At 36.0% G+C, this 24,105-nt stretch carries 18 protein-coding genes and 2 tRNA genes; 14 read left to right on the top strand and 6 right to left on the bottom strand.

From position 1 onward, the window contains the following. The first annotated feature begins 3 nt into the window (after positions 1-3). The 5 genes from mgtE to HX049_RS06310 all read left to right on the top strand — a co-directional run bounded on the left by mgtE (position 4) and on the right by HX049_RS06310 (position 7,888). Positions 4-1,401 carry a magnesium transporter gene (mgtE, locus tag HX049_RS06330; RefSeq protein WP_006262522.1) on the top strand — a complete coding sequence of 466 codons (1,398 nt, stop codon included), beginning with the start codon at positions 4-6 and terminating at the stop codon, positions 1,399-1,401. A 214-nt stretch (positions 1,402-1,615) separates the two neighbouring features. Further along, positions 1,616-2,734: an efflux RND transporter periplasmic adaptor subunit gene (locus HX049_RS06325; RefSeq protein WP_286414890.1), complete on the top strand. Its 1,119-nt coding sequence runs from the start codon at positions 1,616-1,618 to the stop codon at positions 2,732-2,734. Positions 2,735-2,751: 17 nt separating this feature from the next. After that, a complete protein-coding gene (locus HX049_RS06320; protein WP_286414887.1) occupies positions 2,752-5,862 on the top strand; it encodes an efflux RND transporter permease subunit in 3,111 nt (1,036 codons plus the stop codon). 8 nt (positions 5,863-5,870) lie between these two features. Continuing rightward, entirely contained in the window at positions 5,871-7,166 is a 1,296-nt protein-coding gene (locus tag HX049_RS06315; protein WP_286414885.1) for a TolC family protein, read from the top strand. An 11-nt stretch (positions 7,167-7,177) separates the two neighbouring features. After that, positions 7,178-7,888, top strand: a complete 711-nt coding sequence (locus HX049_RS06310) for an outer membrane beta-barrel protein (RefSeq protein WP_006262525.1) — start codon at positions 7,178-7,180, stop codon at positions 7,886-7,888. A 66-nt stretch (positions 7,889-7,954) separates the two neighbouring features. Here the strand turns inward: HX049_RS06310 and HX049_RS06305 are convergent, their stop codons facing one another. Further along, complete coding sequence (locus HX049_RS06305; RefSeq protein ID WP_131540441.1) at positions 7,955-8,647, bottom strand: HAD family hydrolase; 693 nt, start codon at positions 8,645-8,647, stop codon at positions 7,955-7,957. A gap of 276 nt (positions 8,648-8,923) precedes the next feature. Here HX049_RS06305 and pafA point away from each other — a divergent pair, with 276 nt between their 5' ends. Together pafA and HX049_RS06295 are read left to right on the top strand one after the other, a co-directional pair. Further along, complete coding sequence (pafA, locus tag HX049_RS06300) at positions 8,924-10,573, top strand: alkaline phosphatase PafA (RefSeq protein WP_286414881.1); 1,650 nt, start codon at positions 8,924-8,926, stop codon at positions 10,571-10,573. Between the two features lie 142 nt (positions 10,574-10,715). Next, positions 10,716-13,640 (top strand): M16 family metallopeptidase, encoded by a 2,925-nt coding sequence (locus tag HX049_RS06295; protein ID WP_286414880.1) that lies wholly within the window; start codon positions 10,716-10,718, stop codon positions 13,638-13,640. Positions 13,641-13,845: 205 nt separating this feature from the next. On the opposite strand, the gene mfd is transcribed toward HX049_RS06295, so the two are convergent. After that, positions 13,846-17,208 (bottom strand): transcription-repair coupling factor, encoded by a 3,363-nt coding sequence (gene mfd / locus HX049_RS06290; RefSeq protein WP_286414878.1) that lies wholly within the window; start codon positions 17,206-17,208, stop codon positions 13,846-13,848. Positions 17,209-17,211: 3 nt separating this feature from the next. Continuing rightward, positions 17,212-17,811, bottom strand: a complete 600-nt coding sequence (locus tag HX049_RS06285) for a hypothetical protein (protein WP_131540447.1) — start codon at positions 17,809-17,811, stop codon at positions 17,212-17,214. 165 nt (positions 17,812-17,976) lie between these two features. Between HX049_RS06285 and HX049_RS06280 the strand changes: the two genes are divergently transcribed. Then, on the top strand, positions 17,977-18,930 hold the full coding sequence (locus tag HX049_RS06280) for an NAD-dependent epimerase/dehydratase family protein (protein ID WP_073143943.1): 954 nt from the start codon (positions 17,977-17,979) through the stop codon (positions 18,928-18,930). A 111-nt stretch (positions 18,931-19,041) separates the two neighbouring features. Beyond that, positions 19,042-19,239 carry a PLD nuclease N-terminal domain-containing protein gene (locus tag HX049_RS06275; RefSeq protein ID WP_286414875.1) on the top strand — a complete coding sequence of 66 codons (198 nt, stop codon included), beginning with the start codon at positions 19,042-19,044 and terminating at the stop codon, positions 19,237-19,239. A 10-nt stretch (positions 19,240-19,249) separates the two neighbouring features. On the opposite strand, the gene HX049_RS06270 is transcribed toward HX049_RS06275, so the two are convergent. Beyond that, positions 19,250-19,423 carry a hypothetical protein gene (locus tag HX049_RS06270; RefSeq protein ID WP_006257795.1) on the bottom strand — a complete coding sequence of 58 codons (174 nt, stop codon included), beginning with the start codon at positions 19,421-19,423 and terminating at the stop codon, positions 19,250-19,252. Between the two features lie 27 nt (positions 19,424-19,450). Continuing rightward, entirely contained in the window at positions 19,451-19,621 is a 171-nt protein-coding gene (locus HX049_RS06265; RefSeq protein WP_165868443.1) for a hypothetical protein, read from the bottom strand. Positions 19,622-19,745: 124 nt separating this feature from the next. Here HX049_RS06265 and HX049_RS06260 point away from each other — a divergent pair, with 124 nt between their 5' ends. The 4 genes from HX049_RS06260 to HX049_RS06245 all read left to right on the top strand — a co-directional run bounded on the left by HX049_RS06260 (position 19,746) and on the right by HX049_RS06245 (position 22,314). Further along, positions 19,746-21,038 (top strand): aldehyde dehydrogenase family protein, encoded by a 1,293-nt coding sequence (locus tag HX049_RS06260; protein WP_286414873.1) that lies wholly within the window; start codon positions 19,746-19,748, stop codon positions 21,036-21,038. A gap of 29 nt (positions 21,039-21,067) precedes the next feature. Further along, positions 21,068-21,709 (top strand): trimeric intracellular cation channel family protein, encoded by a 642-nt coding sequence (locus HX049_RS06255; protein WP_286414871.1) that lies wholly within the window; start codon positions 21,068-21,070, stop codon positions 21,707-21,709. Positions 21,710-21,794: 85 nt separating this feature from the next. Beyond that, a tRNA-Asn gene (locus HX049_RS06250) sits at positions 21,795-21,868 on the top strand. A gap of 372 nt (positions 21,869-22,240) precedes the next feature. Continuing rightward, positions 22,241-22,314: transfer RNA gene (locus tag HX049_RS06245), tRNA-Asn, on the top strand. Positions 22,315-22,929: 615 nt separating this feature from the next. On the opposite strand, the gene HX049_RS06240 is transcribed toward HX049_RS06245, so the two are convergent. Next, the gene (locus HX049_RS06240) at positions 22,930-23,364 is read right to left on the bottom strand and encodes a VOC family protein (RefSeq protein ID WP_286414868.1); all 435 of its coding nucleotides are present in this window, start codon (positions 23,362-23,364) and stop codon (positions 22,930-22,932) included. A 289-nt stretch (positions 23,365-23,653) separates the two neighbouring features. On the opposite strand from HX049_RS06240, the gene HX049_RS06235 reads away from it, so the two are divergent. Beyond that, a complete protein-coding gene (locus HX049_RS06235) occupies positions 23,654-24,070 on the top strand; it encodes a CBS domain-containing protein (protein WP_006257790.1) in 417 nt (138 codons plus the stop codon). Positions 24,071-24,105 lie beyond the last annotated feature (35 nt).

Below are 24,105 nucleotides of genomic sequence, written 5' to 3'. Positions count from 1 at the left end.
ATTATGAGAATGCATAACAGAGATTTAAAAAATCTACAGAAGATAGCAACTGATATGAACAGTATGGAGAAGATAACGATGATGCTGCCTGTGATCAAGAAGATGCCTATTATCGACATCAGCGAGCTACTGAGCAGAGTGGCTAATGATGATTTGGTTCTTGTGTTTAATGAGTTTACAATAGCAGAGCAAGGGGAGATTTTTGCAGAATTTCCATTGGTGAAGCAGTTAGGATTCTTTCAGAGAGTGAGTAAGAAGCTATTCGCTAGGATATTCGAAGAGATGCCATCAGATGCTAGAGCAGATCTGTTTCAGCTGATGACACAGCAGGAGCAGGTAGACTTACTGCCTTATCTGACGAAGAATATACGTGAGAATGTGTTAGCACTTAGTTCGTATCCTGCGCATACAGCAGGTGGTATTATGATTACAGATTTCGCTACAGTGTCTAAAGATATGACGTGCTTCGAAGCGATACAACAAGTGCGCAAAGACTCTCCTTCTAAAAAGACGATATACTATGTATATGTAGTGAATGAGGATAAGACTTTAGTAGGTTTTATTACTTTAAAAGATTTAATCATAGCTGAGCCTGATGTATTAGTTAAGGACGAATTACATACAGAGTTTGTATTTGGTTTTTTAAGTGATAGTAGTGAGTCGGTAGCAAAGAAAATAGATAAGTATCAGCTAGTAGCCTTGCCGATACTAAACGATAAGAAACAGCTAGTAGGAATAGTGACACATGATGAGGCGCTAGATGTGATACAAGCAGAACATACAGAAGATATGGAACGCTTCATGGGAATCATCGGTACGAATGAGGAGTCTGATTATAATCAGACGAGTATATTCAACCATTTTAAGAAGAGAGTGTTTTGGCTTGTGACACTAGCAGTGATTGGGATAGGTGCTGGGATGATCATCTACAGTTATGAAGCGACATTAATGCAACTGATGATTCTAGCCTTATACATGCCGATGATTGCCTCTACAGGAGGTAATGCAGGAAGTCAATCTGCGACAGTAGTGATCAGATCACTGGCATTAGGGCAGATTACAGTAAAGTCATGGCTAAAGGTATTGTGGAAAGAGCTAAGGATAGCGTTGATGTTATCTTGTTTTCTTGGTTTAGTCGCTTTTGGTATCGTAGTGTTTCTAAACTGGGGGACAGAGATTCCGACAGGTTATACACTAGCGTCCATAGGAGGAGTGATCGCGTTAGCCCTGTCGCTACAGGTGATTACCTCTACGATAATAGGAGCTTTGTTACCGATGTTGGTTCGCAGGTTTAATGGAGACCCTGCAGTAGCAGCTAGCCCAGCTATCACTACGATTGTAGACATCTCAGGGCTATTGATTTACTTTAGTATAGCAGCTCATTTTTTTAACTTAAAGTAGCACGGTTATTGTAGATTATACTTAACATAAATTATATAAAAAATAATGCAAAAATTACGCTCTCGATGCGATCTGTCAGCAGAAGGATAATAAAAATTCATAAAATGCTTCGTTATTTAATATGGAATCTCCGTATTATGAAGTAACTTTAAAGTGTTTTTAAGATAAAAACTTAGTGAAATAATAAATAAGGTATTAATTAAAAATAAACATAATGGCTAAAACATTAAAACTAGCAGGTATTTTAGGAGTTAGCATATTATTGAGCTATTGTTCTGAAAAGAAAGAGCAGGCAGCAGATAGTGCTCAGTTTACAGTAGAAAATAAGATCATCACTCTAACTGAAACTTCAAATCTAAAAGACAGAATAAAAACAAGTAAGGTATCAGAAGAGGACTTTACTTTCGATCTAGTTACTGCTGGGGTAGTGAAAGCTATTCCCAACCATTATGCAGAAATAGCTTCTCCTTTCTCAGGGAGAATAGTTAAATCATTTATCAAACTTGGGCAAAAAGTGAGTGAGAATACTCCTTTATTTGAAGTGTCTTCACCTGACTACTTTGAGGCTCAAAAGGATTACTTCGATTCAAAACAAGAGTTTAAACAAGCAGCTCTAAACCTTAAAAGACAAGAAGATTTACTGAACAACGGTGTTGGGGTAAGACAGGAGTTCGAAGAGGCAGAGACAGAATACTCTATCGCTAAGGCGGCTTATGATAACGCTCGTGCAGCATTAAAGATATATAGTGTAGATGCTAGCTCACTAGTACTAGGACAGGCATTGATAGTGCGTTCTCCTATAGCAGGAGAGGTCTTAGAGAACAACCTAGTGATAGGACAGTTCATTAACGATGAGGCTGACCCAGTAGTGAAGATCGCTTCACTAGGTAAAATATGGATAGTAGGTAAAGTGAAAGAAAAAGATATCAATCACTTAGCTAAACTAAACAAAGTACAAGTGGAACTTGCAGCATATCCTGATGCTCCACTATCGGGTACTATCTATCATATCAACGAGATCGTGGATGAGGAGACTAGAAGTATAGATGTACTGATAGAAGTGGATAATGAGAAGAGAATTCTAAAACCTGGTATGTATGTGAGTGTTCGTTTTATCGATCAACCAGAACCAGTAATCTTAGTGCCTTCTAGAGCAGTATTACAAGGAGAGGATAACTCATTCGTATTCGTGAAGGTAGGAGAGAATAAGTATGCTAAGAAGAGCATCGTGATCGGAGGAGTGTCTGGAGATAAGACTGTTATTCTATCAGGATTAGATAAACAAGATGAGGTAGTAAGTGAAGGAGGAATCTACTTGCCACAAGCTATTTAATAATAAACAATAATACAATGAAGAAAGGTATAATAGATACAGCTATTCACAAAAGATGGCTTGTAGCAGCGTTGTTTGCTTTGCTGTGTATATTTGGATATTATTCTTGGAAACAATTATCAATAGAAGCTTATCCAGATATAGCAGATACTACTTCTCAGGTAGTAACACAAGTGCCAGGGCTGGCAGCAGAAGAGATAGAATTACAGATTACCATTCCGATAGAGCGTGCTCTTAATGGTATGCCTGGAATGCACGTGATGCGTAGTAACAGTACATTCGGACTGTCTATGATCACGATAGTATTCGCTGATGGAGTAGATGACTACTTCGCTCGTCAACGAATCCAAGAGCGATTAAACGATGTAGAGTTGCCTTATGATGCGACTCCTGAGTTAGATCCGCTAACATCGCCTATCGGTGAGGTATATAGATATATCATAGAGGGAGATGGGTATAGTCTTAGAGAATTAACGGATTTACAAAACTTCGTGATTATCCCTAAGCTTAATCAAGTGCCTGGTGTAGCTGAGGTAACTAACTTCGGTGGAATCACTACTCAGTTTCAAATCGAACTAGATCCACATAAATTAGAACAATATGGTCTATCGCTAAGCGATGTGACAGAGACGATAGAAGAGAATAACGTTAATGCAGGAGGAAGTGTTCTAACAAGAGGAGACCTTGGGTATGTAGTGAGAGGTATCGGGTTGATTAAAGATTTAGAGGATTTAGGTAAAATTGTTGTTAAGGCAGAAGATGGTATACCTGTATTCTTAAACGATTTAGGTCGCTTAAAATATGGAAATGTAGAACGCAAAGGTATTCTTGGTTTTACAGATAGAGAAAGGGATTATTCTGATAGTATTGAGGGTATTGTACTGTTGTTAAAGCACGAAAACCCATCTGTAGTATTAGATAAGATACACCAATATGTAGATGAACTGAACAATGGTTTATTGCCAGAAGGTGTTAGAATACACACTTTCTTAGATCGTACAGATTTAGTAGATACGACATTACATACTGTGTCTACTACGCTAATCGAAGGAATTAGCTTAGTAGTGATTGTGTTGATTGTATTCTTAGGAAGTTGGAGAGGAGCGCTATTAGTAGCGATTACGATCCCTGTATCTCTGTTGTTTGCATTTATCATGATGCACTTCACAGATATACCTGCTAACTTACTTTCGTTAGGAGCAATAGACTTCGGTATTATAGTGGATGGTGCCATCGTGATGATGGAGTCCATACTGAAGAAGAGGGAGGATAATCCTGATGAGGAACTAAAAGAGAAGTCTATAGCACAGCGTACCAAAGAGGTGGCTAAGCCTATCTTCTTCGCAACAATCATTATTATCACAGCATACTTACCACTATTCGCTTTTGAACGTGTAGAGAAGAAGTTGTTTACACCGATGGCGTTTACAGTAGGATATGCCTTGATAGGTGCGTTATTAGTAGCCTTGATTTTGATACCAGGTCTTGCGTATGCGGTGTATAGAAAACCAAGAAAGATCTACCACAATAAGTGGTTAGAGAAATTAACGAATGTATATCACAATAGAATTATCAAGATTGTCAATAAGCCAAAGCAAGTATTCGTACCGCTATTAGTGGTATTAGCAATCACGGTAGGGCTTACGATGAAGGTAGGTAAGGACTTCTTACCCCCACTAGATGAAGGTTCTATCTGGCTTCAAGTAACCTTACCTCCAGGTATTTCATTAGAGAAATCAAAAGAGATGAGTGATACACTACGTGCTAGAACTATGAAGTATGATGAGGTAACGTATATCATGGTACAGTCAGGTCGTAATGATGATGGAACAGATCCATTTACTCCTTCTCATTTCGAGTGTTCTATAGGTATCAAGCCTTATAAAGAATGGCCTCGTGGTAAGACTAAAGATGACTTAATCGAAGAATTAGCAGCAGAGTATGAGTCTTTACCTGGATTTACAGTTGGGTTCGCTCAGCCGATGATCGATGGGGTAATGGATAAGATATCTGGAGCACATAGTGAATTAGTAGTGAAGGTATATGGAGAAGATTTTCACGAGACTAGACGTATAGCGAATGAGGTATTAGGTACGCTGCGTACGGTAGATGGAGCGGTAGATTTAGCGATAGATCAAGAGCCACCATTACCACAGCTACAGATTCACGCGAATAGAGATAAGATAGCTCAATATGGATTAAACGTATCTGATGTTGCAGAACTTATCGAGGTAGCTATAGGTGGTAAGGCTATATCACAGATATTCATCGGAAATAAAGTATATGACATCAGTGCTAGATATACTGAAGAGAGTAGAAATACACCAGAGAAGATCGCTAACTTAATGTTGACGTCTAGTACAGGTGCTAAGATTCCGCTTTCTCAGGTAGCAGATGTTAAGACGAGTACAGGAGAGAGTACGATCACTCGTGAGATGAATAGACGTCACTTAACTGTAAAACTAAACGTGCGTAATAGAGACTTAGCGTCACTATTAAAAGAAGCGCAACAAAAGATAGAAAGCAATATCACGTATGATCATGAGAAGTTCCACATCGAATGGGGTGGACAGTTCGAGAATCAGAATAGAGCGTATAGCCGTCTGGCAGTAATTGTTCCTTTGACCTTGTGTTTAATGTTTGTATTGCTATACGGAGCTTTTGGACAGTTTAGACAAGCTGGATTATTAATGATCGTTGTGCCGTTAGCTTTATTTGGAGGGATGTTAGCCTTAAATATTAGAGGGATGTCATTGAATGTATCTTCAGCAGTAGGATTTATTGCGTTGTTTGGGGTTGCGATACAGAATGGGGTGATTATGATCTCCCATATCAATGATCTCCGCAGAAGAGGTATAGCATTAAAAGAAGCAGTACTAACAGGTGCAGAAGAGCGTTTCAGACCTGTATTAATGACGGCTACAGTGGCGGTATTGGGGTTATTCCCTGCTTCGTTAGCTACAGGTATCGGTTCGGATGTACAGAGACCTCTAGCAACTGTGATCGTTTATGGTCTATTATTCGCTACTGTTCTTACACTGTTTGTATTACCTGCCTTGTATTATATGGTGGAGAGCAAATGGGGTAGTGATAGCGACTTCGTAAAAAGTGAAACAGACGAAAATTAGGATTAGGTATGAATGTTATTAGAAAATATATACTAGTAGGATTATTAGCATTGTTCTGTAATGAAGTTGTGATAGCACAACTTCATACAGAGAATGTAAGTGATAAGACAGCATTGACATATAAGGAGTATCTTCATAAGATGTCAATGAACAACTTAGGATATGCTGCAGCAAAGTATAATATCGATATTGCAGAAGCTGAGGTACAAGCAGCTAAGATGTTCCCAGATCCTGAACTGAGCTTTGGTTGGTTTGATAATCAACAGAAGCGTATGCAGATGGGATATGGTTTTGAGGCTGAGTTGTCATGGGATTTAGAATTAGGTGGTAAGCGCAAGGCAAGAAAGAATTTAGCTGCAGATCAGAAGACATTAGCAGAATTAGAGTTGCAAGAGTTCTTCCAGACTTTACGTGCAGAGTCTACTATCTTATATTTAGAAGCATTGCAGAATAAGATGTTGTTCGATATACAACGCGATTCTTATGAGTCTATGAAGCAAGTGGCTAAATCTGATAGTATTCGTTATACATTAGGACAGATCAGTAAAGTAGATGCTATCCAAAGTAATTTAGAAGCTAAAGGGATGTATAATGAGTTACAAGATGCAGATGATGCTTGGGAGAATAGCTTGATAGAGATTAGAAACGTAATCAGTAAACAAAGAAACGATACAATCTATTTACCTCAGGGAGACTTCAATAAGTTTGATAGACTGTTCTCTTTAGATGACTTGATTGTGACTGCTCAGAACAATAGAGCAGACTTCCTTGTCGCTAGACAGAATAAGGTGGTAGCGAGTAAGCAAGTCTCTTTAGCTAAAGCAGAACGCGCAATAGATTTAGGTCTTAACTTCGGGGTAGAGAACAACTCTTTTGTAAAGAATGCAATTGCTCCTACACCTGGTAATACGGTGGTGAAAGCAGGTTTTTCTATTCCGTTGAAGTTCTCTAATAGAAAAGAATCAGGATTAAAAACTGCATTATACGAGGAACGTCAAGCTCATCTAGAATATGACTTTATAGAGCTAGAGTTAGAGAAAGAGATCACTCAAGCATATCGTAACTATCTAACGAAACAAAAGCAGATCAATAGGTTTGAAAATGGTATGTTAGAAGAGGCTAAACAGGTTTACGAAGGAATCAAGTATAGCTATCAAAGAGGGGCGAGTAGTCTATTAGAAGTGTTGGATGCACAACGTACTTATAACGAAACACAGCAGGCTTATGCAGAGACGCTATTTGGTTATGCATCTGCTTTAGTGGAGTTAGAGAACGCAGTGGGTATTTGGGATATTGATTTTTAAGAATGAGAGGTATGAAAAACTTATTACTAAGTGTATGCTCTGTGTTAGCAGTATCAGGTACAGCGATAGCACAAGATGTAAATCACGATTTAAAAGGGAATACTACTTTTAGTGTAAAAGGAGGTTGGATACAGTCTACGCTTAAAGGAGATGATCTAGAGTATTTAGCTATAGATGGTAAAGTGAGTAACCGCAATAACTTCTTCGTGGGAGTGAGTGTGGATAATAGCTTAGGAAAATATTTTGGGCTGAAACACGAGTTGTTTTATCAACAGTATGGTGGTCGCTTTGATAGAGAGACTGAGGATGGAGTAACACTAGATGCTAAATTGCAAATGCACAGTCTACGTCTTAATCCAATCAGTGCTGTATTTAAAGTAGGAGGGCTACAGGTATATGCTGGTCCTTATGTGAATATGTTATTATATTCTTCTATTACAGCAGTAGATGAAGAGGGAAATACATATAAGGATCACGGTATTTTCGGTAGTATAGAAGATGATCAAGAAGATGGACAATATCTACAGAAGATGGACTACGGTATCGTAGTGGGGGCTGAGTACCAGTTTAACTGTGGGTTCTTAGTAGGAGCTAACTACAGTAGAGGATTTGCTAGTATTTTCGACAACTCGAATACATTTGGGTTAGAAGAGAATCCTGGTGTGAAGGATCTGAAGATATATAATCAGAGTTTTAATGTATTTGTAGGATATAGATTCTAATCAAAGAATACATTGTTTATAAGTGTAAGTGAGAGGCTAGTTGGTCATCAACTAGCCTCTTTTTATTTATAGTAGAATCTCTTTAATCTCTGATAATTTTTTAATAGAAGTAAAGTTGGGATGTACTATTTCGTGATCGACATGCTCATGTAACCATGTAGTATGGAAAGGGACGTGTACTGCGTGACCACCTAGTTCTAATACAGGGAGTACATCAGATCTTAGAGAATTGCCAATCATAATAAACTCTTCAGGTTTGATATCTAAACGTCCTAGTAACTTCTGATAGTCTATTTCTTCTTTATCCGTCATGACTTCTATATGATGGAAGTATGCCCCTAAACTAGACTTGTGTAGTTTGCGGTGTTGGTCTTTTAAGTCCCCTTTGGTTGCGACTACTAGTTTATATTTTCCTTGAAGTTCTTTTAATACTTGCTCTACGTCATCTAATAGTTCCACAGGCTTGGTTAATAAATCCTTTCCTATAGCAATGACTCTACTGATTACTTTTGGACTTACAGTCCCCTTTGAGATGATATTAGCCGCTTCTACCATGGATAGGGTAAAGCCTTTTATTCCATATCCGTATAGAGGTAGGTTGTCTATTTGTGTTTTGAATAGTATCTGTGAGATGCTTTGATGTGTTAGGTAATCTTCCATTAAGATACAGAATGCTTTCTCAGCTTCATTAAAGAAAGGTTCATTCACCCATAGGGTATCATCCGCATCAAAAGCAACAACTTTAAATGGTTTTGTCATGTTGTTTATTTTAGTATGTTATGTAAAGGTACGGGATAATGCTTGGTTTTAATACTATTAATAGTATTTTGTAAAGATACCTGTATTGTGTGTTTGAATTATTAATTAAAATAATAACACTCTCTTAATCTTGGAATTAAGAAGTAAGTTTACTTTTGAGAGAAATAACTTTAAATGTTAATATTGAAGTTTTTTGTCTATTAAATGTTTGTGAAGTCTCATAGTTTAATAGTTTTGTAGACAGAGACCTTATTAAACAAAACTAATCTTAGATAAATGAAATTTAAAACAACCTTATTTGCAGCAGTAGGCTGTATGTTTTCACTTTCTGCCTTAGCAGGTGAAACATTACCAAAACCAAAGTTAGTAGTAGGAGTAGTGGTAGACCAGATGAGATGGGATTACCTTTATAAATACTACGATCGCTATTCAGATAATGGATTTAAACGCTTATTAAACGAAGGTTTTTCAAGTGAAAACACGCTTATAGATTATATCCCAACTTATACAGCTATAGGACACAGTACTATTTATACAGGAAGTGTACCTGCTGTACATGGAATAGCGGGTAATGATTTTATCATTCAGGCAACAGGGGAAAGTATGTACTGTACTCAAGATGATAGTGTAGAAGCGGTAGGAGGAGTAGGTAAAGTAGGAAAACAATCTCCTAAGAATTTATTAGTATCTACTGTGACAGATCAGTTAAAACTAGCTACTAATTTTCAATCTAAAGTAGTAGGTATCGCTATAAAAGATAGAGGAGGTATACTGCCTGCAGGTCATTTCGCTAATGCTGCTTATTGGTTAGATGGAGCATCAGGTGACTGGATAACAAGTACTTTTTATATGAATGATTTACCTAAATGGGTGAAGTCATTTAATAAAGAGAAGTTAGCTGACAAATACTTTAAGAAAGGATGGAATACTATGTATCCTATAGATACGTACGTATTAAGTACTGCTGATGACAATGAGTATGAAGAAACATATAAAGGTGAAGCAAAGCCTGTATTCCCTCGTGATTTAGTTAAATTAAAGAAAGACAATGGGTATGATTTAATTAAAGCAACACCATTTGGTAATTCATTAACTCTAGACTTTGCAAAAGTTGCGATTGATAGTGAATCATTAGGAGCTAATTCGGCTGGTGTTACAGATTTCTTAGCAGTAAGTTTATCTTCTACGGATTATGTAGGACACCAATTCGCTATTAATTCAATCGAAATAGAAGATACATATTTAAGACTTGATGCTGATTTAGCAGAGTTCTTAACTTATTTAGATAAGAAAGTTGGAAAAGGTAACTATACTTTCTTTTTAACTGCAGACCATGGAGCTGCTCATAATCCTAAGTATTTTGCTGATCAAAAAGGTAACTCAGGTTACTTTAATACTGCAGAAGCGAAGAAAGTATTGAACGAAAAGTTAGAGAAAAAGTTCGGTGAGAAAGAAATCATCAAGAGCTTAACGAACTACCAAGTTCACCTAAACAATACTTTGGTACAAGAAAAAGACTTAGAAGAAGATGATATCCGTGAGTTTATCGTTAAAGAGATGAAGAAGTTAGAAGGTATTGCTTTTGTAACTGATATGGATAAAGCAGCTACAGCAGCTATTCCCGCTAAGATACGTGAGCGTATAGTTAATGGATATAATATCAAGAGAAGTGGAGTGATTCAGTATATCTTAGAACCACAATGGTATAGTGGAAGAAAAGATGCTAAAGGAACAACTCATGGAACTTGGGGATCTTATGATGCTCATATACCAGCTGTATTTATGGGATGGGGAGTTAAGCCAGGTAAGACTATCCGCGAGACTCATATGACTGATATAGCACCAACTATTGCAGAGATCTTAAAAATAGAAGCACCTAATGGAAATATAGGTACACCTATTCACGAAGCAGTAGATGTAAAATAAACATATTTTTAAAATATATATAGAGGTCAGTTGTGATATTACAGCTGACCTTTTTTTGTGTTTATAATTTAGATTGAATTTTAATAAAGGAGTGTGAAATTTATTTTATAGCTTTGGGAAATAGACACAAAAACACCGACAAATGAAAAAAAGGTATTTACTGTTCGGTTTTATTTTCTCTGTAAGTGCTTCAATGCATGCGCAGTATAAAACTGTTACTACAAAAGATGCTAATGGATTCACTTACGAATATGTAGAGAATGATCCAGCTAAGGCAAGAGTGTATACTTTAGGAAATGGGTTAAAAGTATATTTAGCTCAGAACCATGATGAACCACGTATACAAACGTATATTCCTGTTCGTACAGGATCTAATAATGATCCAGAGGATAGTACAGGACTAGCTCATTATCTTGAGCATATGGTGTTTAAAGGAACTTCTAAATTGGGAACTGTTAATTGGGCTAAGGAAAAAGAGCTAATTAAACAAATCTCTGATCTATATGAGCAACATAAAGCTGAGAAAGACGTAGAGAAAAAGAAAGCTATTTATAAAAAAATAGACGAAATCTCTAAAGTTGCATCTCAGTACGCTGTTGCAAATGAGTATGATAAAGCTGTTGCTTCTATCGGAGCTACAGGAACTAATGCGCATACTTGGTTTGATGAGACAGTTTATAAGAACGTAATTCCTTCTAATGAGTTAGAGAAATTCTTATTGATAGAAAGCGAGCGTTTCTCAGAATTAGTATTGCGTCTATTCCATACCGAGTTAGAAGCAGTATATGAAGAGTTTAATAGAGGGCAGGATAATGACTATTGGGCTTCCCATGAAGCAATGATGAAGTTACTTTTCCCAACTACTCACTATGGAACTCAGACTACGATAGGTACTTCAGATCACTTGAAGAACCCTTCTATGGTAGCTATTAATAATTACTTCAATGAATACTATGTACCAAATAATATAGCAGTTGTATTAGTTGGTGATTTAGAGTTTGAACCTACTATTAAGTTAGTTAACGCTTACTTCGGTTCAATGAAGAAAGCGAATCAACCTAAAGAATATATTGCTCAAGAAGCACCTCTAACTAAGATACAAGTTAAGGACATTTATAGCCCGCAAGCAGAGCGTGTAGAAATAGGTTTCCGTTTAGGAGGAGTTAAGACAAAAGATGCTATTTATCTTAACTTGATCGATATGTTGTTAAGCAATGGCCAGGCAGGTATTATAGATCTAGATGTAAATCAACAACAAAAAGCGTTGTATGCAGCTAGTTCTCCTATGGTAATGAAAGACTATTCTGTACACCAATTGACTGGTATGCCTAATGAAGGACAAACTGTTGAGGAAGTTAAAGATCTATTACTAGCTCAAATAGAGAAGCTTAAAAAAGGCGAATTTGATGAGTGGTTATTAAACGCAGTTGTCAATGAATTCCGTAAAAACTCTATGGAAGCTTTAGAAAGTAATGATGCAATGGCTACAGAAATGTATGAAGCGTTTATTCATGGGCGTACTTGGGAACAGGCTGTTTCTGATTTAGAGCGCATGTCTAAAGTGACTAAGCAAGAGTTAATCGACTTCGTGAACGCAAATTATAAAGATAATTATGTTGTTATTTATAAACGTCAAGGAGAGAATAAAGACTTAGTACGTGTAGAGAATCCTGGTATTACACCTATCGACATCAATAGAGATAGCGAATCAGAATTCTATAAACGTTTAAAAGGAATAGAAGTTGAAGAAATTGCTCCTGTATTTGTTGATTTCAATAGCGCTATTCAAAAAGAAAAAATCGGTAAAGGAAATAGCCAATTATATTCTATTAACAATACGACTAATGATTTAGCAACTGTAACTTATATTACAGAGGTAGGTTCTGATAACGACAATAAATTATCTTTGGCTATCAGTTATTTAGATTATTTAGGAACTAGTAAATACTCTGCTGCTGATATTAAGAAAGAGTTCTATAAGTTAGGTATTTCTTATGGTATTAGTACAGGTACAGATAAGACTTATATCACTGTAAAAGGACTGAAAGAAAACATCCCTGCAGGTATCAAATTATTAGAACATTTAGTAACAGATGCTAAGGCAGATGATACTGCTTATGCTAATATGGTAGATCAGATATTAAAAGGACGTTTAGATGCTAAATCAAGCAAGGGAGGAATTCAAAGAGCATTAAATAGTTATATCGTTTCTAATGGAGAGTTAAGCCGTTTTAAAGACATCTTAAGTGAGAATGAATTAAAGACTATTAAACCAACAGAATTAGTTGGATTAATTCATAACTTTTTCGATTATAATAATGATGTTTTCTATTATGGTAATGATAAAGAAACAGCGAAGAAAGCAATCGTAGAGCACCATAACTTAGGGAAAGGTAAGAAAATACCTGCTGCTAAAGTATATCCAGAACCAGCTACTGACGGAACATTGTACTTTGCTCCTTATGATATGGTTCAAGCAGAGATTACGTATAGAGCAAGAGAAGGTAAGTTTAATAAAGACTTATTAGCGACTAGTTCTGTATTTAATAACTACTTTGGAGGAGGAATGGCTTCAGTGGTATTCCAAGAAATTCGCGAGTCTAAATCATTAGCATACTCAGCTTATGCATACTATATGAATGCTGCAAAAGCAGATAAACATAACTATGTAATGGCTTATGTAGGTACACAAGCGAATAAATTACCACAAGCTGTAGAAGCAATGATGGAATTAATGAATGCTATGCCTCAAGGAGAAAGCCAGTTCCAAAATGCTAAGAATACTGTTCTTAAGAATATCGCTACACAACGTTATACTAAAGCACAGATATTCTCTTACTGGTTAAGCTTAAAAGAGAAAGGTATTGACTATGATATTAATAAAGATATCTACTCTCAAGTACAAAATATGCAGATGACTGACTTAGTTAACTACTTCGATAAATACGTAAAAGGAAAAACTTTCAACGTAGGATTATTAGGTAAGAAAGAGAACTTAGATTGGGAAGCTGTTAAGAAAATGGGTAAAGTAAAAGAACTTAGCCTAGAAGACTTATTCGGTTATTAATAGTAAGTTTTAAATTATATACTAAAGGAGCTTTGCACTAATGTGCAAAGCTCCTTTTTCTTTTATTACAGAGAGAATTAGCTGTGTGCAGTAACTTATTGTATCAGAATAAGATTAATGACTGTAAATGCTTCTATTCGATTTTGATTATAGATTATATAGGAACGCCTGATATTAATACAATATCAGGCGTTATAAGTTTATGTTAAGCTTCAGCTGAATCTAAAAGTTCAATGTATTCTAAACCTTGTTTGATAGACTTTACATTTTTAAAAGTAAGTAAGAGCCTTAATCCATTCTTTGTCTGTTTCTCTTTCATTTCACAGATATTAGAACGGTGTTGAACAAAGATTAGTACCTTTCTAAACTTAGCAGATTGATAGAAGTCTGACTGTTGATCTCCTAAGAAGTAACAAATCATCTTTCCTTGTTTCATCACGATCTTTTCTATTCCCATATTAGCAGCATGCCATTTGATACGCAAGCTATTTAATAAAGCAATAGCCTGACGTGGCAGTGCGCCGAATCGATCTATTAATCGTTGTTCATACTGCTGCAAGACTTCTTCATTCGTTATTAAGCTCAGTTCGTTATACAAGTTTAGTCGCTCTGTGATATTATTGATATACTCATCAGGGAACAATATTTCGAAGTCAGTATCTATCTGAGTATCTTTTACGAATACCTTATTTTCTTCTTTATTCTCTTCTTCGTATAAGTCTTTAAATTCATTTGCCTTAAGCTCTTCGATAGCCTCTTGCATGATCTTTTGATACGTCTCGAATCCTATTTCATTGATGAAACCACTCTGTTCACCTCCTAAGATATCACCAGCCCCTCTGATCTCTAAGTCTTTCATAGCGATGTTTAGACCACTACCTAAGTCGCTAAACTGTTCTAGTGCCTGTATTCTCTTTCTCGCTTCTTCTGTCATAACAGAATAAGGAGGACAAATAAAGTAACAGAATGCTTTTTTATTACTTCGACCTACACGACCTCTCATCTGATGTAAGTCAGATAGCCCGAAGTTATTAGCGTTATTAATTAATATGGTATTGGCATTAGGTACATCTAATCCACTCTCGATAATGGTAGTAGCAATGAGTACATCGAACTCCCCATTCATAAACGCAAGCATAAGTTCTTCTAGCTTTTTACCATCCATCTGACCATGGCCGATACCCACTTTAGCATCAGGGACTAGACGTTGTATCATACCTGCTACTTCTCTAATATTCTCTATACGATTATTGATGAAGTAGACCTGACCACCTCGCTCTATCTCATAAGACACAGCATCTCTAATCACCTCTTCATTAAATCCTACCACATTCGTCTCGATAGGATATCTATTAGGAGGCGGAGTACTTATCACAGATAAGTCACGTGCTGCCATCAGAGAGAACTGTAGTGTACGTGGGATAGGTGTAGCAGTAAGTGTCAGCGTATCTACATTCTCTGATATCGTTTTCAACTTATCTTTTACAGCTACTCCGAATTTTTGTTCTTCATCTATAATTAATAACCCTAGGTCTTTAAACACAATGCCTTTATTCACTAACTGATGTGTACCGATAAGGATATCTATCTTTCCAGCTTCTAGGTCTTTAAGTATCTCTGCTTTTTGTTTAGCAGTTCTAAACCTGTTGATATAAGACACGCGTACAGGCATGTCTTTTAGACGTTCTGTGAAAGTCTGATAATGCTGGAAGGCTAGGATAGTCGTAGGGACTAGTACAGCTACTTGTTTGCCATTATCGACCATTTTAAAGGCTGCTCTAATAGCTACTTCAGTCTTCCCGAAGCCTACATCCCCACATACCAAGCGATCCATTGGTCTTTCTTGTTCCATATCCGCCTTTACCTCTTGTGTCGCTTTTAGCTGATCAGGAGTGTCTTCATAGATAAACGAACTTTCTAGCTCATGTTGTAAATAGCTATCAGGAGCACATTGGAACCCTTTCTGTAAACGGCGTTTTGCATATAGTTGAATAAGGTTAAAGGCAATGTGCTTTACACGAGCCTTCGTTTTATTCTTCAAGGTTTTCCATGCAGCCGAACCTAATTTATGGATCTTAGGTACAGCCCCATCTTTACCATTGTATTTTGATATTTTGTGTAGAGAGTGAATACTTACATAGACGATATCATTATCAGCATATACTAGCTTGATAGCCTCTTGTGTTTTTCCTTCTACTTGTATTTTTTGTAACCCTCCGAACTTACCGATACCATGATCTATGTGCGTTACGTAATCACCTACCGAAAGAGAGTTTAGCTCTTTTAGTGTGATCGTTTGCTTTTTAGTATACCCATTCTTGATACTAAACTTGTGATAGCGTTCGAAGATTTGATGGTCAGTATAACAGACGATTTGCTTCTCCTCATCGATAAACCCTTCGAAGATTGGCATTACGATCGTCTTGAACGATTGTACTACCTTGTGATTGTCATCTTCTTTAAGAGATTCAAATATATCTTTGAAACGCTTAGCCTGATTCTCATTAGAGCAGAATAGGTAGTTATAGAACCCATTGTCTGTATTGTCATTCAGGTTACGAGCTAGTAAGTCAAACTGTTTGTTAAACGAAGGCTGAGGTTTGATGTGAAACTCAACTGTCTTATTGACATCCATCAGTTTGGTATCATTTAGCTCCAGTAGCGTAAATAGCGCTAACTTATGTAAGAAAGATTGTCCGTCTAAGAACATATCTTTTGGTTCCTTGTGCTTTAAATCTTTATTTAGCTTAGAGAAGGTATCTACAGCCCTATCGAATTGACGGTCTAGCTGTTCTACTGTCATAGCAGTATGCTGCGTTAGTACAATAGTCTTCTCAGAGATATAGTCTAAGAAACTCTCTCTTACCTCTGCAGAGAACTTGTTCTCTACGTTGGGAATGATAGTGATTTTCTTTTGTTTATCTACAGATAACTGAGTTTCTACGTCGAAGGTACGGATACTATCTATTTCGTCTCCAAAGAACTCTATACGATACGGATTGTCATTAGAGAAAGAGAATACGTCTATAATCCCTCCTCTAACAGAGAACTCTCCCGGTTCAGCTACGAAATCAACTCGTTTAAAATTGTATTCAAACAAAACCTCATTGATGTAGTCTATAGATAGTTTATCTCCTTGTTGTACTTTAAGTGTATTCTTTTCTAATACCTTTTTAGTAACCACTTTTTCGAATATAGCCTCTGTATAAGATACAATGATAGCTGGCTTCTTACGAGAACTAATCCTATTCAATACTTCTGCGCGTAGTAGTACATTAGCATTATCCGTTTCTTCTATCTGATAAGGCCTTCTATAAGAACCTGGATAAAAGAGAACATCAGTTTTATTTACTAGTGTTTCTAAATCGTTTAGGTAATAAGCAGCTTCTTCTTTATCATTAAAGATTAATAAAAAAGGAGCATCAGCTTCTCGGAATAAGGCTTCTATCTGAAATGAGATAGCCGAGCCTATTAATCCTTTTAGATATATTTTATTACCTCTAGACTGTAGGTTTTGGAGGAGTTGTTTTGTTTTTGAAGACTCTTGAAAGCGTTGTTTAATATCCATGCTCTATTCGTTTTCTGGTGTTGGATTAGCCCTTCTTTCTTCGTTAATAGCCTCTAGCATTTCAGCCTCACCTTCTTCTTGTGGTAATTTTGCTTTGACAATGTTTTCATCCATCTGAGCTAGAAGTAATCTTAGCGCAGTGTTAGTATGTTTCAGATTTTGATCCAACTTTTCTATACTTATCGGCGTCACTTCTAAGAACATATTTAAGTTATTTAGAGAAGTTTGTAACAGTGCCATTCTAGATTTGATATCCGGCAAATCTAATTCTTTTGGATACTGTTGATAAGTAAGGCTTTGTAGCAATTCTGATAGTCTATTAGCTCTCTTCTGAAAAGCCCCTATAGTAGATACAGGTTTTAAACTTACCTCTTGCACAAACTCTTGCCAAGGCTTCCAGTCTTTTAGGATAACGCCTAACTCTGCAGAAGCTGCAGGAACACGTAGATTCCAGTTCTTCGTTAGATAGTCATACACACTATCATTGTGTTGCGCTATTTTTAATTCTTGTTCTTTCACAAATTTCTCTTCGTCTTTACATGAGAATGATATGATAGATACTAAGAATAAAAGAGGTAAAAGTATATATAAGTTGCTTTTCATTGTTCTTAAGTTTTAGAGGTCAAATTTACAAAGTTCTGTGCTATTTTATACCACTTAGATTGTCAGATTGTTATATAAGTTATAAAGTTATTGGAATGTTGATGATGAAAATTGATTTGTAAAGGGACTTAAACTATATTTGTGTACTTTTTAAATACACAAACAATGGGAACCAAAATTCTTATAATCGGAGCTTGCGGACAGATAGGTTCTGAGCTAACGCTTAAATTAAGAGATGTTTATGGAAGTGAGAATGTTATTGCTTCTGATATTAGAGAAGGAAATGAAGCTCTTATGAGTTCTGGACCTTTCGAGACATTAAATGCTATGGAGTTTGACGCTGTTGCGGCAGTTATAGAAAAACATCAAGTAGAGGAAGTTTATTTAATGGCTGCATTGTTATCAGCAACTGCAGAGAAAAACCCAGCTTTTGCTTGGGACTTAAATATGAACTCGTTGTTCCACGTATTAAACCTTGCTAAAGAAGGTAAAATTAAAAAGATATTCTGGCCATCATCAATAGCTGTTTTTGGCCCTACTACACCTAGACATAACACACCTCAGTATACTGTGATGGAGCCAAGTACAGTATATGGTATTTCTAAGCAGACTGGAGAGCGCTGGTGTGAGTACTACTATAACAAATTTGGAGTAGATGTACGCAGTATCCGTTACCCTGGGTTAATCTCTTGGACTACACCTCCAGGTGGTGGTACTACAGATTACGCAGTTGATATTTTCTATAAGGCGATCGAAGATAAACATTATAACTGTTTCTTATCTGAGGGATCAGCTCTTCCGATGATGTATATGGAAGACGCACTGAATGCAACTGTAGGTATTATGCAAGCGAAGAAAGAAGATGTGAAGATTCGTTCTTCTTATAATTTAGGAGGTATCTCATTCACGCCAGAAGAGATAGCAGCTGAGATTACGAAGCATATCCCTGACTTTACGATAGAGTATAATCCAGACTTTAGACAGGCTATCGCTGATAGCTGGCCAGCGAGTATAGATGATACTTCTGCACAGCAAGACTGGGGATGGAATCATAAGTATGACTTATCTTCTATGACAGAAGTAATGTTAGAAAACTTGACAAGAGAATTAAAGAAATAGAACTTTAAATATTCTGAGGAGCCAGCTTATAGCTGGCTTTTTTTGTACTTTAGCTTTTAGTATAGAAAGAAAAGTTCTTTGTGATATATAACTAAACTACATAATAATAAAATGATTCTTTATGTTTGGCAGTTTTTCTTACTTTCACTTATTGGGCTAATAATTTATAGCTTGTATAAAGTAGGAAGATCAACGTTAGAATTTAATTATAAGGTGATATGGTGCCTCATCATTATATTCGCTCCAGTATTAGGCGCTATAGCCTATCTGTTAGTAGGAAATAAAGATAAAAAAGTAAGCCAGCTATAAACTGGCTTTTTTATTTGCGTAGTTTTTTAAAGACTAGTTTATACAGTGGTACTACTACGATGACTAGCGATATTATAGCTAATGCTAAGATAACGCTACTACTGATAGCTGTCATAGAACGAAGTACTATAGTGATTATAAAAAGGAAAGCCCCTAAGAGCAATAACTTTACATTTTTATCCATCTTTGTTTTTTTGACAAAAGTAAAACTTTAGTTTAACTTATTAAATAGATAGATTACTAATGGGCTAATGATCATAACAAAAGATATCAGAAGCACAAAGTAAGCTAACTGAGCGCCTATTACATTTAAGTAAAACAAGGTAAATGACAGGGCAAATAATGCGATGCCGATTAGAAAAATTAGTTGATTTCTACTCATGGTCATTTCATTTTAGGATGATACTAATTTAGTTATTTTAACCGAGTTGTCAAATTTTATCTCGATGCTGAAGGAGGATTGTAAAACAATTATTAATTTTAGAGAAAATGTAAACATTCAAACTATGGACAAAGTAGTAACAGATATTTTAGACAATGCAAACAATGCATTTCTAAATTGGAAGAAACTTAAAGTGAGTGATAGAGTAGCTTATCTTCAGAAAGTTAAGCAGAACCTACTTACTAATGTAGAGGAGTATGGAAAATGTATGACATTGGATATGCATAAACCTATTAAGCAAGCTGTAGCTGAAGTAGAGAAGAGTGGGAGGTTAATAGATTATTATATAGAGCATGGAGAAGAGATTCTAAAAGGGAGAACTATACAGACAGACTGGACAGAGACTTATACGGTGAATGATCCTTTAGGTGTCATTTTAGGAGTGATGCCTTGGAATTTCCCTTTCTGGCAAGTGTTTAGATTTGCTATTCCGACTTTATTAGCGGGTAATACTGTAGTCGTGAAGCATGCAAGTAATGTACCTCTTAGTGCCAAGGCATTAGAAGACTGCTTTAGAGTAGAGGGGTATGAGCAAGTGTACTTTAATATAACTGTACCAGGTAGAGAAGTAGATGCGATCATAGAATCACCTATTATTAAAGGGGTATCTCTTACAGGGAGTGAATCAGCAGGTAGTTCTGTAGGGAAGAAAGCAGGAGAATTAATTAAACCTACTGTATTAGAACTAGGAGGAAGTAATGCCTTTATCGTAAGAGAAGATGTGGATATAGACGCTCTTATTCCCACGGCTATCAATGCTAGATTTCAGAATACTGGGCAGAGCTGTATAGCAGGAAAGCGATTTTTGATCCACAATGCTATTATTAAAGAATTTACAGATAAGTTTGTAGCAGCAGTTAGAGAGATTAAATTCGGTGATTTAATGGATCATAATACAGGTATCGGATTGATGGCTAGAGAAGATTTAGCGATAGAACTAGAGACTATTATGAATGATTCTGTACAGATGGGAGCGAAGATAGTAGTAGGCGGTAAGCGCGATGGAGCGAAGTTTGAGCCAACTGTGATTACAGATGTCACACCAGATATGCCTGCATTTAAGCTAGAGACTTTTGGACCACTAGCGGTTATCGTAGGATATGATACATTCGATGAAGCAATAGAGATGAGTAACGATTCTCGCTTCGGACTAGGTGTAGCGATGTTTAGTAAAGATGTAGAATTCTTAAAATCTAAAATTCACGAGTTTGATGAAGGTGCTGTTTTTATTAATGAAATGGTCATTTCTGATCCTAGAGTACCATTCGGAGGCAATAAATTCTCTGGTATAGGGAGAGAAATGGCAGAAGAAGGATTATTATCATTCGTAAATAAGAAGTCAGTGGTAATTAAATAGGGCGGTTTTTATACATATATTGTCGTGTTATGCTAGATAAATTTATTGATTTTTGGACTACAATGCACTTTGTAGATATTATTGAATTCTTTGGAACTTGTGCATTTGCTATTTCAGGTATTCGTATGGCATCAGCGAAGAGCCTAGATTGGTTTGGTGCCTTAGTAGTAGGATTTGTCACTGCTACAGGTGGTGGTACTCTGCGTGATTTACTACTGGGAGTTACGCCATTCTGGATGTTGAATAGTGTGTATGTATGGTGTACTGTACTAGCATTATTCTTTGTGGTAGTCTTTAGAAAACAATTAGTGCATCTAAACAATACCTTCTTATGGTTTGACAGTATAGGTCTAGGCTTATTTGTTGTTGTAGGTACAGAGAAGACCATGTCTCTGGGCTATCCGTTTTGGGTAGTAGTGATTATGGCTACTATTACAGGAGTAGTAGGAGGTATCGTTAGAGATATCATGATTAATGAGATTCCAGCTATTTTTAAACAAGAGTGGTATGCACTGACCTGTATATTCGGGGTGATGATATACTATTTGCTAGATTATTTCAGTGTGGGTATCATTTTTTCACAAATATTCTGTGCTGCATCTGTATTTGTAATACGCTTAATAGCAAACCGTTATAAACTGGGGCTTCCCACCTTAAAAAGTGAAGAATAAAAAAGTTTTATTTTTTTAAATTAATTATTTGCAGATACTAAAAATCGTTATATATTTGCACCGCAATAAAGGTAAAATATAACCTTCCTCCTTAGCTCAGTTGGTTAGAGCATCTGACTGTTAATCAGAGGGTCCTTGGTTCGAGCCCAAGAGGGGGAGCAAAACAAAAGCCAGTCTTATGACTGGCTTTTGTATTTTGAATCTATTTATATTTTTACTGTCTACTATTAGCATGTTTTTTAATTAGATTTGGTACCTGAATTTTTTAGCGATATCAGAATAGTCTAATCAATTTGTTCTGAGATTACGTTAGAGGCTTTTTATAAGCTATAAAAAGAGTGATAAGTAGTATTTAGAATCAGTAGCGTTATTTTTTTTAAAAAAAAGTAATACTACTTCTATCTCATAATCAGATAGTTTTAATTATAGGCTAATTTTTTTTGACATAAAATGCTCAAAAAGCCTATAAACATTGAGATATTTGATTAAAAATGTATATATTTGCAGTGCAATAAAGGTAAAATATAACCTTCCTCCTTAGCTCAGTTGGTTAGAGCATCTGACTGTTAATCAGAGGGTCCTTGGTTCGAGCCCAAGAGGGGGAGCAAAACAAAAGCCAGTCTTATGACTGGCTTTTTTATTTGATATCTCTCTCATTTGTGTCTTGAGGGGTGTTACATACATGTGTTCTTTTATTTGTTCACATTCTAGGACATGATCTTCTCTTTGTTTTGTATTTTATTGATATAAAGCTTATTATCTATTGAATTCCAAATTTTTCAAACAATTAATACTTGCTTACTATAAGCTAGAGCTAGTATATTTTGTTCTTTTTACAGAAGTGATCGCATAGTGGTCGCATAGTGATTGGATAGTGATCGCATAAAAAAAGGCAAAAAGTATGCGACCACTATGCTACTACTTTTCTATCACAAGCTGACCATCTAAAAAATGAATTAAAAATCAGCAATAAAAAGGGCGATATGCTTGGTCTTAGTTGACTAGAGGAGGATATAAGGTGTCTAAGGTGGATAAAAAGAAAATCCCCTTATAAATCTGCTTATTAGGGGATTGATAGTTGTATAGTGTCTACAACAGCAATGCTGGATAACAATAGTTAGTTATATTGTAGGTTAGTCTTCTATGAGCTGGGGTAATTAAAAAAAAAATCCCAATAGAAGGTTAGTATTGATAAGGTGTAGTCCTATTTAAAGATTGCATTAGTACTGTCCGTCTCTACTGTAGTTGATCATCCATTGGATGCCAAATTGGTCTAATACCATTCCAAAATAGTCTCCCCAAAACATGTCTTCGATCGGCATGATCACAGTACCACCTACCGCTATCTTAGCGAATAGATCATCTGCCTCTGCTTGGCTATCTGTGGATATAGATATAGAGAAATTGTTTCCTTGTATTACAGGTGTTGGGTTGCCACATGAGGTATCACTACCCATTAAGATAGATTTACCGATAGGAAGTGAGACGTGCATGATTTTGTTTTTGTCCTCTTCGGATACTACAAATTCTGGACTATCGGGGATACTATCGAATCTAACGAGGTAAGTGTATTCTCCCCCAAATACAGATTTATAAAAATTAAATGCCTCTTCACAATTGCCATTGAAGGTTAGATAAGTGTTCGTTGTTGCCATAGATATTATTTTTTAAGTAGTTAATTATGAAGCAATTTAGGTAAAAAACAGGTTTTTGGATAAACTGATTTGAGATAAATTATCACAATTTTCATTTTTTGAGGATTGGCAAGGGATTGAAGAATTTTCGGGATATGATATATTCACTAATGGTGAATAATGTGTTCTAAAAATACGATTATGCTATATAAATTACGACATTATTATTTAGTAAAACCTGCTTTTTATCATGTATTATGAGATATGTAAGTGCAATCTTTGTATTAGAACAATAAAACACTATAGCACTATGAAACAAAGAGTACCAGTATCTCAGATTATGTCTAAAGCACTTATAGCTGTGCCAACGAATAAAAAGTTAAGTGAAGTAAATCAGTTATTAGTAGAATATAATATTAGACATATCCCTGTTATAGAAGCAGAGAATGTTGTGGGAATCATCAGTAGCAACGATATCCTAAAAATAGGATATGGTGCAAATGATTTAGACCAAAGTGCATTAGACGCTATTTATGACGCTTATAAGTTAGAAGATGTAATGACGAAGAACCCAATCGTGGTGATGGATGATACTAATATCAAAGATGTGGCAGAGATCTTCTCTAAACAACAGTTTCACTCTCTTCCGGTAGTAGATAAGGATAATGTACTACAAGGAATAGTGACAACTACAGATATGATCAATTACTTGATAGCACAATATTAAAACAACAAAACAGATCCCCACAAAGTAACCTATAA

It is taken from the genome of Myroides odoratimimus, assembly GCF_030326305.1.
Classification (GTDB): Bacteria; Bacteroidota; Bacteroidia; order Flavobacteriales; family Flavobacteriaceae; genus Flavobacterium; species Flavobacterium odoratimimum_A.
Note: the sequence above shows the minus strand (reverse complement) of the source record. Positions and strands in the feature narration are given on the sequence as shown.